At 66.5% G+C, this 12,894-nt stretch carries 14 protein-coding genes; 9 read left to right on the top strand and 5 right to left on the bottom strand.

The features are described from left to right. The first annotated feature begins 51 nt into the window (after positions 1-51). From eno to AC1RKE_RS00130, 8 genes are all read left to right on the top strand, one after another. Entirely contained in the window at positions 52-1,329 is a 1,278-nt protein-coding gene (gene eno, locus AC1RKE_RS00165) for a phosphopyruvate hydratase (protein ID WP_054765892.1), read from the top strand. Between the two features lie 139 nt (positions 1,330-1,468). Beyond that, the gene (locus AC1RKE_RS00160) at positions 1,469-1,768 is read left to right on the top strand and encodes an FtsB family cell division protein (protein WP_054765891.1); all 300 of its coding nucleotides are present in this window, start codon (positions 1,469-1,471) and stop codon (positions 1,766-1,768) included. A 133-nt stretch (positions 1,769-1,901) separates the two neighbouring features. Beyond that, on the top strand, positions 1,902-2,930 hold the full coding sequence (pdhA, locus tag AC1RKE_RS00155; protein ID WP_054765890.1) for a pyruvate dehydrogenase (acetyl-transferring) E1 component subunit alpha: 1,029 nt from the start codon (positions 1,902-1,904) through the stop codon (positions 2,928-2,930). Between the two features lie 3 nt (positions 2,931-2,933). Beyond that, positions 2,934-4,313, top strand: a complete 1,380-nt coding sequence (locus AC1RKE_RS00150; RefSeq protein WP_152950341.1) for a pyruvate dehydrogenase complex E1 component subunit beta — start codon at positions 2,934-2,936, stop codon at positions 4,311-4,313. Next, positions 4,310-5,623 (top strand): pyruvate dehydrogenase complex dihydrolipoamide acetyltransferase, encoded by a 1,314-nt coding sequence (locus AC1RKE_RS00145; RefSeq protein WP_395942311.1) that lies wholly within the window; start codon positions 4,310-4,312, stop codon positions 5,621-5,623. The genes AC1RKE_RS00150 and AC1RKE_RS00145 overlap by 4 nt, the downstream gene beginning before the upstream one ends. Before the next feature lie 15 nt (positions 5,624-5,638). Further along, positions 5,639-6,118 carry a glutathione peroxidase gene (locus AC1RKE_RS00140; protein WP_483458160.1) on the top strand — a complete coding sequence of 160 codons (480 nt, stop codon included), beginning with the start codon at positions 5,639-5,641 and terminating at the stop codon, positions 6,116-6,118. A gap of 2 nt (positions 6,119-6,120) precedes the next feature. Beyond that, positions 6,121-7,527 (top strand): dihydrolipoyl dehydrogenase, encoded by a 1,407-nt coding sequence (lpdA, locus tag AC1RKE_RS00135; RefSeq protein ID WP_348684598.1) that lies wholly within the window; start codon positions 6,121-6,123, stop codon positions 7,525-7,527. Between the two features lie 11 nt (positions 7,528-7,538). Beyond that, positions 7,539-7,733 carry a hypothetical protein gene (locus AC1RKE_RS00130; protein ID WP_304936964.1) on the top strand — a complete coding sequence of 65 codons (195 nt, stop codon included), beginning with the start codon at positions 7,539-7,541 and terminating at the stop codon, positions 7,731-7,733. Between the two features lie 3 nt (positions 7,734-7,736). Here the strand turns inward: AC1RKE_RS00130 and AC1RKE_RS00125 are convergent, their stop codons facing one another. From AC1RKE_RS00125 to AC1RKE_RS00115, 3 genes are all read right to left on the bottom strand, one after another. After that, positions 7,737-7,919 carry a DUF3606 domain-containing protein gene (locus AC1RKE_RS00125; protein ID WP_348684599.1) on the bottom strand — a complete coding sequence of 61 codons (183 nt, stop codon included), beginning with the start codon at positions 7,917-7,919 and terminating at the stop codon, positions 7,737-7,739. Between the two features lie 80 nt (positions 7,920-7,999). Next, positions 8,000-9,091: a PLP-dependent cysteine synthase family protein gene (locus tag AC1RKE_RS00120; protein ID WP_348684600.1), complete on the bottom strand. Its 1,092-nt coding sequence runs from the start codon at positions 9,089-9,091 to the stop codon at positions 8,000-8,002. Positions 9,092-9,186: 95 nt separating this feature from the next. Beyond that, positions 9,187-11,544: an ATP-dependent helicase gene (locus AC1RKE_RS00115; protein WP_395942221.1), complete on the bottom strand. Its 2,358-nt coding sequence runs from the start codon at positions 11,542-11,544 to the stop codon at positions 9,187-9,189. 146 nt (positions 11,545-11,690) lie between these two features. On the opposite strand from AC1RKE_RS00115, the gene AC1RKE_RS00110 reads away from it, so the two are divergent. After that, complete coding sequence (locus AC1RKE_RS00110; RefSeq protein WP_152950337.1) at positions 11,691-11,918, top strand: hypothetical protein; 228 nt, start codon at positions 11,691-11,693, stop codon at positions 11,916-11,918. On the opposite strand, the gene AC1RKE_RS00105 is transcribed toward AC1RKE_RS00110, so the two are convergent. Together AC1RKE_RS00105 and AC1RKE_RS00100 are read right to left on the bottom strand one after the other, a co-directional pair. After that, positions 11,899-12,618, bottom strand: a complete 720-nt coding sequence (locus tag AC1RKE_RS00105; protein WP_054765881.1) for an SIMPL domain-containing protein — start codon at positions 12,616-12,618, stop codon at positions 11,899-11,901. The two genes, AC1RKE_RS00110 and AC1RKE_RS00105, sit on opposite strands and share 20 nt — an antisense overlap. Before the next feature lie 28 nt (positions 12,619-12,646). Further along, positions 12,647-12,871, bottom strand: a complete 225-nt coding sequence (locus tag AC1RKE_RS00100; protein WP_287396493.1) for a ribbon-helix-helix domain-containing protein — start codon at positions 12,869-12,871, stop codon at positions 12,647-12,649. Between the last annotated feature and the right edge of the window lie 23 nt (positions 12,872-12,894).

Raw genomic sequence — 12,894 nt, 5'->3', positions numbered from 1 at the left:
GACGGCTAAACCCCTCGGACCTGTTTTTCGCCTGAGCCAAAGAGCCGAGCCATGACCGACATCGCCGACATCGTCGCCCGCCAGATTCTCGACAGCCGGGGCAATCCGACGGTGGAAGTGGATGTGATCCTGGATGACGGCTCTTTCGGCCGCGCCGCCGTGCCCTCGGGCGCCTCGACCGGCGCCCACGAGGCCGTCGAACTGCGTGACGGCGACAAGGATATGTGGGGCGGCAAGGGCGTGCAGAAGGCGGTCGACGCCGTCAACGGCGAGATCTTCGACGCCCTGTCCGGCATGGACGCCGAGGACCAGCGTCGGATCGACGAAGCCATGATCGAGCTGGACGGCACGCCCAACAAGGGCCGTCTGGGCGCCAACGCCATCCTGGGCGTCTCCCTGGCCGCCGCCAAGGCCAGCGCCATTTCGGCCGGCCTGCCGCTGCACCGCTACATCGGCGGCGTCTCGGCCCGCGTCCTGCCGACGCCGATGATGAACATCATCAACGGCGGGGCCCATGCCGACAATCCGATCGACATCCAGGAGTTCATGATCCTGCCGACGGGCGCCGAGACCTTCACCGACGCCCTGCGCATGGGTACGGAGATCTTTCACGCCCTGAAGAAGCAGCTGAAGGACGCCGGCCACAATACCAACGTCGGGGACGAGGGCGGCTTCGCGCCGAACCTGGCCTCGGCCGAGGAGGCTCTGAGCTTCATCACCAAGGCGGGTCAGGCCGCCGGCTATCTGGCCGGTGAAGACTTCCACCTGGGTCTGGACGTCGCCTCGACCGAGTTCTTCAAGGACGGCAAGTACGTCATGGCCGGCGAGGGCAAGACCGTCGACGCCGAGGGCATGGCCGCCTATCTGGTCGATCTTTGCGAGCGGTTCCCGATCGTCTCGATCGAGGACGGCATGGCCGAGGACGATTTCGACGGCTGGCGCCTGCTGACCGAACGTCTCGGTGACCGGGTCCAGCTGGTCGGCGACGATCTGTTCGTGACCAATCCGGCGCGTCTGGCCGCCGGCATCGGCGAGGGTCTGGCCAACTCCATCCTGATCAAGGTCAACCAGATCGGCACCCTGTCGGAGACCCTGGACGCCGTCGATATGGCGCACCGCGCCGGCTACACCGCCGTGATGAGCCATCGCTCGGGCGAGACCGAGGATTCGACCATCGCCGACCTGGCCGTGGCCACCAACTGCGGACAGATCAAGACCGGTTCGCTGGCCCGCTCGGACCGGGTGGCCAAGTACAATCAGCTGCTGCGCCTGGAGGAGATGCTGGGCGACCAGGCCGTCTATTTCGGCGACGGCATGCTGCTGCGCTAAACCTGTGAATTGTCGGCGAAGAATCAGCGTTCTTCGCCGACTTTCTTAAGGCTAAGCTACTTTTCGTTAGGCATTTTCGGGCACAGTTAACGAACTGTGTCTCTCGCGCTCAGAAGGAGCGTCTGTCTTGCCCGAACGGATGAAGCCGTACCGCCTGTCCATCGTCCTTTTGCTCCTGCTCGCCTATCTTGGGGTGCAGGCCCTGACGGGCGAGCGCGGCCTGCTGAGCGGATCGTCGCGGGACGCCCTGCTGGGGCAGCGCGAGGCGCAGCTCGCCCATCTGACGGAACAACGGCGCGATCTGGAAACCCGCGTGCGCTATCTGCGCAGCGACAGCCTGTCCAAGGATCTGCTGGAGGAGCGGGCCCGCGCGGTTCTGGGGTTTTCGGACCCGCGCGACTATGTGATTGCCGTTCAGGCGCAATCCGTTCAGGGGTGAAAATCCTCCCCACTTGAACTATTGTTACAGCTTGGCCCGCCCCCCTTTGCGTTTCGGGAACGAAGGCTGCTAAAGCCCCCTTCCGTAACGATAAGAAGGCGTCGCTCCCCGGCGCCTAGCCGGGAGATGCCGGATGGCGAAAGCCCCAGCCAAAGCCGCTCAGACCACTGCGCCTGACAAACTGCCGAACACGCCCTCGGCGTCCAAGGAGGACCTCCTCCGTTATTACCGTGAGATGGTGCTTATCCGCCGCTTCGAGGAGCGGGCGGGCCAGCTTTACGGCATGGGTCTGATCGGGGGCTTCTGCCACCTGTACATCGGCCAGGAAGCCGTGGCCGTCGGCGTTCAGGAGAGCGTCAAGCAAGGTCACGACAAGATCATCACCGGCTACCGCGACCACGGCCATATGCTGGCCGCCGGCATGGATCCGAAGGAAGTCATGGCCGAACTGACCGGCCGCATCGGCGGCTCGTCCAAGGGCAAGGGCGGCTCGATGCACATGTTCGACGTGCCGACCGGCTTCTACGGCGGCCACGGCATCGTCGGCGCCCAGGTGGCGCTGGGCACGGGCCTGGCCTTTGCGGGCAAGTACCGCGGCGACGATTCGGTGGCCTTCGTCTATTTCGGCGACGGCGCCTCGAACCAGGGTCAGGTGTACGAAAGCTTCAACATGGCCCAGCTGTGGAAGTTGCCGGCCATCTACATCATCGAGAACAATCAGTACGCCATGGGCACGAGCATCGAACGCTCGTCCTCCACGACCCAGCTCAGCCAGCGCGGCGCCAGCTTCGGCATTCCCGGCGAACAGGTCGACGGCATGGATGTTCTGGCCGTCCGTGACGCGGTCAAGAAGGCGGTCGAGCGCGCCCGCGCCGGCGAAGGTCCCTACATCCTTGAGGTCAAGACCTACCGCTATCGCGGCCACTCCATGTCCGATCCGGCCAAGTACCGGACCAAGGAGGAGGTGGACGAGGTCAAGAAGACCCGCGACCCGATCGATCACGTCAAGACCCTGCTGGCCGCCGCCAATGCGACGGAAGACGAGCTGAAGGCCATCGACAACGAGATCAAGGCCATCGTCGCCGAGGCCGTTCAATTCGCTCAAGAAAGCCCGGAACCCGATCCGTCCGAGCTCTATACCGACGTCTACGTGGAGGCCTGATCCGTGACCGACATCCTCATGCCGGCGCTGTCCCCCACGATGGAAGAGGGCACGCTGACCAAATGGCACATCAAGGCGGGCGACACCGTGTCGGCCGGCCAGGTGATCGCCGAGATCGAAACCGACAAGGCCACGATGGAAGTCGAGGCCGTGGATGAAGGCGAAGTGCTGGAGATCCTGGTCGCCGAAGGCTCGGAGAATGTGAAGGTCAATACGCCGATCGCGCGTCTGGCCGGCGAAGACGGCGCGGCGGCGCCCGCCCCGAAGGCGGAGTCCGACAAGGCCCAGGCCGATGCGCCCAAGGCGACCGCCGAGGGCAAGACCGGCGATCCCGAAAAGGCCCCGACCCAGACCTCGACCCCCAAGGTCGAGCTGCGCGATCCGGAAATCCCGGCCGACGCCAAGCTGGTGAAGACCACCATCCGCGACGCCCTGCGCGACGCCATGGCCGAGGAGATGCGTCGCGACGACAAGGTCTTCCTGATCGGTGAGGAAGTCGCCCAGTATCAGGGCGCCTACAAGGTCAGCCGCGAGCTGCTGCAGGAGTTCGGCGACCAGCGCGTGGTCGACACCCCGATTACCGAGCACGGCTTCGCGGGCCTAGGCGTCGGCGCCGCCATGGCGGGCCTGAAGCCGATCGTCGAGTTCATGACCTTCAACTTCGCCATGCAGGCGATCGACCACATCATCAACTCGGCCGCCAAGACGCTTTATATGTCGGGCGGTCAGATCAAGGCGCCGATCGTCTTCCGCGGCCCGAACGGCGCGGCCAGCCGCGTGGCGGCCCAGCACAGCCAGGACTATTCGGCCTGGTATGCCCAGGTGCCGGGCCTCAAGGTCATCGCCCCCTATGATGCGGCCGACGCCAAGGGCCTGCTGAAGGCGGCCATCCGCGACCCGAACCCGATCGTCTTCCTCGAACACGAGATGATGTACGGGCTGGAGTTCGACGTGCCGGAGGTCGAGGACTATGTCCTGCCGATCGGCAAGGCCAAGGTACGCCGCGAAGGCCGCGACGTCACCATCACCTGCCACAGCCGCATGGTCGGCTTCGCCCTGCAGGCCGCCGAGAAGCTGGCCGAGGAAGGCATCGAGTGCGAGGTGGTCGATCTGCGCACCCTGCGTCCGCTGGACACCGACACCATTGTCCAGAGCGTCAAGAAGACCAGCCGCCTGGTCTCGGCCGAAGAGGGCTGGGGCCCGATGGGCGTGGGCGCCGAGGTGGTGGCCCGCGTCATCCAACACGCCTTCGACTATCTGGACGCCCCGCCGTTGCGGGTGCACCAGGAGGACGTGCCTCTGCCCTACGCCGCCAATCTGGAAGCCCTGTCGCTGCCGGGCGTGGACAAGATCATCGCAGCCGTGAAGCAGGTGATGGCATGACCGATATCCTGATGCCGGCCCTGTCTCCGACCATGGAAGAGGGCGTCCTGGCCAAGTGGCATGTGAAGGTCGGCGACGTCGTCTCCGCCGGGGACGTGATCGCCGAGATCGAAACCGACAAGGCCACGATGGAAGTCGAGGCCGTGGACGAGGGCGAGATCACCGACATCCTGGTCGCTGAAGGCACGGAAGGGGTGAAGGTCAATACGCCCATCGCCCGACTGAAGGATGAGGGCGGCGCGGCGTCCCCAAAGGCCGACAAGCCCGCCGGCCCGCCGACGAGCGACAAGCCGGCCCCGGCCGGCCATGAAAGCGGACAGGCCGTGGCCACGCCCGAAGGCGTCAAATCCGCCGAGGCCGTTCTGCCGCCTAAGAGCGCGCCGGCGCCGAAGTCCGAAAGCGGCCAGCGCATCTTCGCCTCGCCCCTGGCGCGTCGGATCGCGGCTCAGAACGGCGTCGATCTGAAGTCCGTCAAAGGCACAGGTCCGCATGGGCGCATCGTGCGTCGCGACGTGGAAGCCGCCGGCAAGGGAGCTGTCCAGTCCGCCGCCGCGGCTTCGACGGCCGCCGCCGCCGAGCCCCGCAAGGCCCTGTCCCTGGCCCAGATGGGTATTCCGGACGGCAGCTACGACCTGATCCCGCTGGACGGGATGAAGAAGGCCGTGGCGCGCCGGATGGTGGAGAGCGTGCAGAACGTGCCGCACTTCCCCCTGTTCATCGACTGCGAGATCGACCAGCTGATGGCCGTCCGGGCCAAGGTGAACAAGATGCTGGAGCCGCAGGGGATCAAGGTCTCGGTCAATGACTTCGTCATCAAGGCCGCCGCCCTGGCCCTGAAGATGGTGCCGGAGGCGAACGCCTCCTACACCCCCGAAGGCATCGCCATGCACCACAACGCCGACATCTCCATGGCGGTGGCGATCGACGGCGGCCTGATCACCCCGATCATCAGGAAGGCCGAGACCAAGGGTCTGGCGCAGATCGCGACCGAGTCCAAGGACCTGGCCAAACGCGCCCGCGACCGCAAGCTGAAGCCCGAAGAATTCCAGGGCGGCACCTTCTCGGTGTCCAACCTGGGCATGTTCGGCATCAAACAGTTCACCTCGATCATCAACGAGCCCCAGGGCTGTATCATGAGCGTGGGCGCGGGCGAGCAGCGGGCCGTGGTCAAGAACGGCCAGGTGGTTCCGGCCACGGTCATGACCGTGACCCTGACCTGCGATCACCGCGTGGTGGACGGCGCGACCGGCGCCCGCTTCCTGCAGGCGTTCAAGCCGCTGATCGAAGATCCCGTCGCGATGCTGGCGTAGGGGGAGGAGATAGTCATGACCTCGGTCTATGACTTCTCCGCCCGCGCCATCGACGGCGCCGAGGTGTCGCTGGACCGTTTCCGCGGTCAGGCGCTGCTGATCGTCAATACCGCGTCCAAGTGCGGCTTCACCGGCCAATACGAGGGTCTGGAGAAGCTGCATCGGGATTTCGCCGATGCGCCGTTCGAGGTGCTGGGCTTTCCCTGCAACCAGTTCGGCAATCAGGAGCCGGGCAGGGCGGCGGAGATCGCCGCCTTCTGCGCCACCAGTTTCGACGTCAGCTTCCCTTTGTTCGACAAGGTGGAGGTCAATGGGCCGAACCGGCATCCGCTCTATGCCTGGCTGACCAAGCAGAAGCGGGGCTTCCTCGGCTCCCAATCCATCAAGTGGAACTTCACCAAGTTCCTGACCGACCGCGAGGGCAGGGTGGTCGCCCGCTACGCCCCGCAGACTGAACCTGAGGCCATCAAGGCCGACATCGAGAAGTTGATCTGATCATGGCTGCTGAATTCGATCTCGTCGTCATCGGCTCGGGCCCCGGCGGTTACGTCGCGGCCATCCGCGCCAGCCAGCTGGGCCTGAAGGTCGCCATCGTCGAGCGCGAGAACCTGGGCGGCATCTGCCTGAACTGGGGCTGTATCCCGACCAAGGCCCTGCTGAAGTCGGGCGAGAAGTTCGAGAGCCTGCGCCATCTGAAGGAATACGGCCTGTCGGCGTCCGGCGCGTCGTTCGACTTCGACGCCATCATCCAGCGCTCGCGCGGCGTCGCGGCGACGATGAACAAGGGCGTCGCCTTCCTGATGAAGAAGAACAAGATCGAGGTGATCGAGGGTTCGGCCAAGCTGGAGAAGGGCGCTGCGGCGCCCAAGGTCGTGATCGCCCTGAAGGCTGGCGGTTCGCGCACGGTCGAGGCCAAGGCGGTCATGCTGGCCGTCGGCGCGCGGGCGCGCGCCCTGCCGCAGATCGGCTTGGAGGCTGACGGCGACAAGATCTGGGCCTATCGCGACGCCCTGGCGCCGAAGACACTGCCCAAGACCTTCGTAGTCATCGGCTCGGGCGCCATCGGCATCGAGTTCGCCAGCTTCTATCGCGCCCTGGGCTGTGAGGTGACGGTCGTGGAGGCGGTCGAGCGCATCATGCCGGTCGAGGACGAGGAGGTCTCCAAGGCCGCCCAGAAATCGTTCGAGAAGCGCGGCGTCAAGTTCAAGGTCGGGGCCAAGGTGACCAAGGTCTCCAAGACCGGCGCGGGCGTGAAGGTGGACATCGAAGTCGGCGGCAAGGCCGAGGTTCTGGAGGCCGAGGTCTGCATCTCGGCGGTCGGCATCACCGCCAACACCGACGGCATCGGCCTGGAGGCCCTGGGCGTCGAGCTGGACCGCGGCCATATCAAGACCGACGGCCACTGCCAGACCAACGTCAAGGGCCTTTTCGCCATCGGCGACTGCGCCGGCGCGCCCTGGCTGGCGCACAAGGCCAGCCACGAAGGCATTCACGCCGCCGAATATATCGCCGGTTACAAGACTCCCAATGTCGTCTCGCCCATCGCCGGCTGCACCTACGCCCAGCCGCAGGTCGCTTCGGTCGGCGTCACCGAACAGGCCGCCCGCGCCGAGAAGCGCGAGGTCAAGATCGGCCGCTTCCCGTTCCGCGTGAACGGCAAGGCCGTGGCCTCGGGCGAGCCGGACGGCTTCGTCAAGGTGATCTTTGACGCGGCAACCGGCGCCCTCATCGGCGCCCATATGATCGGCCACGAAGTGACCGAGATGATCCAGGGCTACGTCACCGCCATCACCATGGAAGCGACGGAAGAGGACATCCACGGCATCGTCTATCCGCACCCGACCATGTCGGAAGCCATGCACGAGGCGGCGCTGGACGCCTATGGGCGGGTGATCCACATCTGATGGAGAGGTCCATGTTCGCCAAGGTCACCGAGACAAACGGCGTGGTTCACTGGATCAACCTGAATCACGTCCGCGAATTGATCGTGAAGGACGGCAAACATGGTCAGCCGACGCTGACGGAAGTCAGCATCGATAACCAGTTTGTGGCCAAGGTGTTTCGCGTCAGGGAAACGCCCGAGATGATCCTGACGCAGGCCAGGGGCTGAGGCTCAACGCTTCTTGCCCAGCTCCGCGGCGATGTCCCTGGTCATGCGGCCGACCTTGCGGTGGGCGGCGGTGATCTGGTCCTTGGTTACGCCCCAGCGTTTCATCCAGTATTCGACCGACTGACGCTCGGTCAGGTCGATGCGGTCCTTGTCGATGAAGCCGCGCTTGTCCTTGAGGCCCGCCATGGTCGGCTCCTGTGGAGGTTCGGACCGTTTGCGGCCTCTCGGCTCTTCTTAGTCCTGTTCATCCCGACAAGACAGCCGGTTCAGGCGTCGGGCAGGACGCCGGTTTCGAAGAAGGCGTGCAGGCGGGCCTCCCAAGGGGCGGTGTCCAGGCCCTGGGCGGAGATCCAGGCGTCGTCGAAATAGGTGGAGGCGTAGCGGTCGCCGTGGTCGCACAGGATCGAGACGATCGAACCGCATTCGCCCGCCTGCGCCATCTCCTGAGCGAGTTCGACACAGGCCCACAGGTTGGTGCCGGTCGATCCGCCGCAGGGGCGGCCCAGACGCCGGCTGAGGACGCGGGTGGCGGCGATGGAGGCGACGTCGGGGACGACGATCATCCGATCCACCACGCTGGGGATGAAGGAGGGCTCGACCCGCGCTCGGCCGATGCCCTCGATCAGGGACGGGCGATCGGCGCTGCTCTGGACCGCCGCTTCGGCCCAGTGACGGTGAAAGACCGAGGCTTCCGGGTCGGCGACGCAGATCCGGGTATCGTGGCGATTGAACCGGGCGAACCGGCCGATGGTCGCCGAGGTGCCGCCGGTGCCGGCGCCGCACACGATCCAGCGCGGGACGGGGCAGGGCTCGCGTCGCATCTGGGCGAAGATGGATTCGGCGATATTGTTGTTGCCGCGCCAGTCCGTGGCCCGTTCGGCATAGGTGAACTGGTCCATGTAGTGGCCGCCCAGTTCGTCGGCGAGCCGCTGGCTCTCGGCGTAGGCGTCGCCGGGCACGTCCACGAAATGGCAGCGTCCGCCGTAGAATTCGATGGCGGCGATCTTCTCCTGGGCGGTGGAGCGCGGCACCACGGCGATGAAGGGCAGGTTCAGCATCCGGGCGAAATAGGCCTCGGACACGGCGGTCGAGCCGCTGGACGCCTCGATGATGGTCATGCCCTCGCCGATCCAGCCGTTGCTGAGGGCGTAGAGGAACAGCGACCGCGCCAGACGGTGCTTCAGGCTGCCGGTCGGGTGGCTGGATTCGTCCTTCAGATACAGGGCGATGTCCGACAGGGCCGGCATGTCCACCGGGATCAGATGGGTGTCGGCCGAGCGGTTGTAGTCCGCCTCGATCCGCCGCATGGCCCAGCTCAACCAGGCGCGATCAACGGTGGGACGGGCAGGGGCGGACATGGCGGACTCGGTCGCAGACAGGAAGGCGATGGCTTAGGCCAAAGCTTGGCCGACGGCAAAGGCGGATGATCGCCGCCACGCCGACGTCGCTCCGCTCAGTCCGCCTTCTCCACGAAACTGTCGATCACCCGTTTCTCGCCCGCCTTGTCGAAATCGACCAGCAGCTTGTTGCCCTCTATGACGCGGACGTGGCCGTAGCCGAACTTCTGGTGGAAGACGCGCTGGCCGCGCGCCCATCCTGAGCTGGACTTCGGGTCCGCCGTGGCGATCAGGCGGCCGTCGCCCTCGATCACGGCCTTGCGCGCGGGGATGCGGTTCGGCGTCTGTGCGGCGGTGAAGCTTTGGGCCCGTTTCCAGCCGGGGGAGGAATAGCCGCTGCCGAAGCTGGGCGCGTCGTCCCAGCGGCTCTTGGCCTCCTTCATGCCGGTCGAGGCGCCGTAGTAGCCGGTGTCGGATTGGGGATCGACGTGGGCGATGGGCAGTTCGTCGACGAAGCGGCTGGGCAGTTGCGAGGTCCAGCGGCCATAGACCAGGCGGTTGGCGGCGAAGGAGATGCGGGCGTCCTGTTTGGCGCGGGTGACGCCGACATAGGCCAGGCGGCGTTCCTCCTCCAGGCCCTTCTCGCCCTTTTCGTCGATGCTGCGCTGGCTGGGGAAGACGCCTTCCTCCCAGCCGGGCAGAAAGACCAGCGGGAACTCCAGCCCCTTGGCGCCGTGCAGGGTCATGATCTGGACCGCCCCGTCGCCGTTCGGATCGTCGCTGGTCGCCCGCTCCAGGTCCATGACCAGGGAGACGTGCTCCAGATAGGCTTGCAGCGTCTCGAACTGCTGCATGGACTGGGTCAGCTCCTTCAGGTTCTCCAGCCGCGTCTGCCCGCTGGTGCGGTCGGCCTTCTGCATCTCGGTGTAGCCGCTCTCCTCCAGCACCGTCTCCATCACCTGCCAGTGGGGCGTGGTCTCGGCCAGGGCGCGCCAGCGGTCCAGGTCGCGCACGAAGTTGGACAGGGCGGTGCGGGTGCGGGCCTGAAGCTCGTCGGTGTTGATCAGGCCGCGCACGGCCGTCAGGGCGGACAGGTCGTGCCGGCGGGCCAGTTGCAGGATCTTCTGTACGCTGGTGTCGCCGATGCCGCGCTTGGGCACATTGACGATCCGCTCGAAGGCCAGGTCGTCGTCCTCGGACTGGATCAGCCGCAGATAAGCGTGGGCGTCGCGGATTTCGGCGCGTTCGAAGAATCGGGGGCCGCCGATGACCTGATAGGGGATGGCCAGCATGACCAGCCGCTCTTCGAAGGCCCGCATCTGGAAGGAGGCGCGGACCAGTATGGCCATGTCCTTGTACTTCAGCCCCGGCTTGCCGGCGTGGGGGCGACGCGCGGTCTCGATCTCATCGGCGATCAGCCGGGCTTCGGCCTCGCCGTCCCAGACGCCGCGCACCCGCACCTTGTCGCCGCTGTCGTCCTCGGTCCACAGGGTCTTGCCCAGCCGGTCGCGGTTGGCGGCGATCAAGCCCGAGGCGGCGCCCAGGATATGGCTGGTCGAGCGATAGTTGCGCTCCAGCTTGACGATCTTGGCGCCGGGGAAGTCGCGCTCGAAGCGCAGGATGTTGTCCACCTCGGCCCCGCGCCAGCCGTAGATCGACTGGTCGTCGTCGCCGACGCAGCAGACATTGCCGGTCGAGGCCGTCAGCAGCCGCAGCCACAGATACTGGGCGACGTTGGTGTCCTGATACTCATCCACCAGAATGTATCGGAAGCGTCGCCGGTATTCCTCGGCCAGGTCCGCGTGCTTGGACAGGATGGTGATGTTGTGCAGCAGCAGGTCGCCGAAGTCGCAGGCGTTCAGCGTGCGCAGGCGGGCCTGATAGGCGGCGTAAAGACCCTGGCCCTTGCCGTTGGCGAAGTCTTCGCCGGGCGGCAGTTTGTCGGGCGTCCAGCCGCGGTTCTTCCAGTGGTCGATCAGGCCGGCCAGGGATTTGGGCGTCCAGCGTTTGGTGTCGATATTGGCGGCTTCCAGCAGCTGTTTCAGCAGCCGCTCCTGGTCGTCGGTGTCCAGGATGGTGAAGCTCGACTTGAGCCCGACCAGTTCGGCGTGGCGGCGCAGGATCTGGGCGGCGATGGAGTGGAAGGTGCCCAGCCAGCGCAGGCCTTCGGCGGAGGGGCCGATCAGATGGGTGATCCGTTCGCGCATTTCGCGCGCGGCCTTGTTGGTGAAGGTGACGGCCAGAAGCTCCCACGGGCGGGCGCGGCCGGTGGCCAGGATGTGGGCCAGTCGCGTCGTCAGCACCCGCGTCTTGCCCGTGCCGGCGCCCGCCAGGACCAGGACCGGGCCTTCCGTCGTCTCGACCGCCTCGCGCTGCTCGGGGTTCAGTCCGGACAGATAGTCGCGCGCCTCTCCCTCCTGCGGCGCACGCGCGCGGGCCAGGTCTGAAATACGGGGGGCGGGAAGATCGGTCACAGGCGGCAAGCGGTCCGGGCGGTCAGAATCGAAGAAGGGAACATAAGGGGACCAGACGGCGATGTCAGGACCGGTCCGGAAATGAACTGCGGAACCGGTTCCGCCGAGGCTCTGTTCCCCTGACGATGCAACGGAAGGCGCAGAGGATGACCCGACCATCGGACCGAAGACCTGGACAGGACGGAGGCGGTTGGCGGGCTTTCGTCCTCGGCATGGTCGGCATGTTCGCCGTTATCGCCGTGTGGGTCGCCCTGGTCGAATCGACGGGTGAGCGGGAGGTCGACGAGCGGCGACCCACCGAACGGCCCGCGTCCGAGATCGTCCAGCTGGGCGAGGTACAGGCGCCGGACGGGCCTATTTCAGACTATAGGTGATGGTGGTCACGACCCGGACCTTCTTGTCGATGGAGCCGGATTCGTCGCCGCCCGCGCCGTCGCGCGGCAGGATTTCGAAGGAGCCCTGGGTCGCCTGGCGAATGGGGCCGAGCGGCGTGCCCGAGTCCTTGGCGAACTGTTCGGCGCCGGTGCGCGCCGCCGCCGTGCCTTCGGCGATCATCTCGGGCCGGACGGCGTTCAGCTTGGTGAAGATGTAGGAGGGGCCCTGGAAGTCCTGAAGCACGACGCCTTGACGGACCAGGTCGTTGAGGGCGCGGGTCGTGGCCTGGACTCGGGCGACGTCGCCGGTGCGGACGATGACGGTCTGGGCCAGGATGAAGCGAGGGCCGCCGTTCTGGACTCCGTATTCCCGAGACCGCGTGTCGGCCACCTCCAGCCGTCCCAGATCGACGGCCTCGGCCGGATAGCCCTGGGACTTCAGGAACTGCCGCACCAGGGCCAGGTCGCCGTCGATCCGGGCCTGGACTTCGGACAGCACCTCGCCCGAGGCGGTGAAGCGCAGCGGCAGGACCGCCAGATCCGCCTTCACCTCGCGCTCCGACAGGCCGCGCACGGTCACGGTGCGGTCTCCGGCGCGGGCGTGGACCACGCCCTGTCCGATCAGAGCGCCGGCGCCGATCAGGCCCAGGGCGACCAGGCCGCCGAAGACGGCGGCGGGGATCAGGCGCGGGGTGTCCATAGGGAAGGCTCCTTGTCGGCGGCCGATTTTACATCTCCACCCCGTGTTCCGCCACCCAGCTGAGCGCCAGCAATCGACAGGCGGAGGCGAGCGGGCGCCGGCCCCGACCCGCGTCGATGTCGGCCAGCAGTTGCGCCTTCGAGAGGCTGCGGCGGGCCGCGATCCGGTCCAGCACGGCCCAGAACTCCGGCTCCAGCGCCACCGAGGTGGCGTGGCCCGCGAGCACGACCGAACGCTTCTGCAGTCCGCTCATCACCTGACGCCTTCGGGGCGCCC

The sequence above is a fragment of the Brevundimonas sp. GW822-FHT03E11 genome, from assembly GCF_058801445.1.
Note: the sequence above shows the minus strand (reverse complement) of the source record. Positions and strands in the feature narration are given on the sequence as shown.

Bases quoted from the DNA above. Each gene is read 5' to 3' on its own strand.
- eno (WP_054765892.1), top strand. From the start codon at position 52: ATGACCGACATCGCCGACATCGTCGCCCGCCAGATTCTCGACAGCCGG.
- AC1RKE_RS00120 (WP_348684600.1), bottom strand. From the start codon at position 9,091: ATGTCCGCCCCTGCCCGTCCCACCGTTGATCGCGCCTGGTTGAGCTGG.
- AC1RKE_RS00105 (WP_054765881.1), bottom strand. From the start codon at position 12,618: ATGGACACCCCGCGCCTGATCCCCGCCGCCGTCTTCGGCGGCCTGGTC.
- AC1RKE_RS00140 (WP_483458160.1), top strand. From the start codon at position 5,639: ATGACCTCGGTCTATGACTTCTCCGCCCGCGCCATCGACGGCGCCGAG.
- AC1RKE_RS00130 (WP_304936964.1), top strand. From the start codon at position 7,539: ATGTTCGCCAAGGTCACCGAGACAAACGGCGTGGTTCACTGGATCAAC.
- AC1RKE_RS00160 (WP_054765891.1), top strand. From the start codon at position 1,469: ATGAAGCCGTACCGCCTGTCCATCGTCCTTTTGCTCCTGCTCGCCTAT.
- AC1RKE_RS00145 (WP_395942311.1), top strand. From the start codon at position 4,310: ATGACCGATATCCTGATGCCGGCCCTGTCTCCGACCATGGAAGAGGGC.
- lpdA (WP_348684598.1), top strand. From the start codon at position 6,121: ATGGCTGCTGAATTCGATCTCGTCGTCATCGGCTCGGGCCCCGGCGGT.
- pdhA (WP_054765890.1), top strand. From the start codon at position 1,902: ATGGCGAAAGCCCCAGCCAAAGCCGCTCAGACCACTGCGCCTGACAAA.
- AC1RKE_RS00125 (WP_348684599.1), bottom strand. From the start codon at position 7,919: ATGGCGGGCCTCAAGGACAAGCGCGGCTTCATCGACAAGGACCGCATC.
- AC1RKE_RS00100 (WP_287396493.1), bottom strand. From the start codon at position 12,871: ATGAGCGGACTGCAGAAGCGTTCGGTCGTGCTCGCGGGCCACGCCACC.
- AC1RKE_RS00110 (WP_152950337.1), top strand. From the start codon at position 11,691: ATGACCCGACCATCGGACCGAAGACCTGGACAGGACGGAGGCGGTTGG.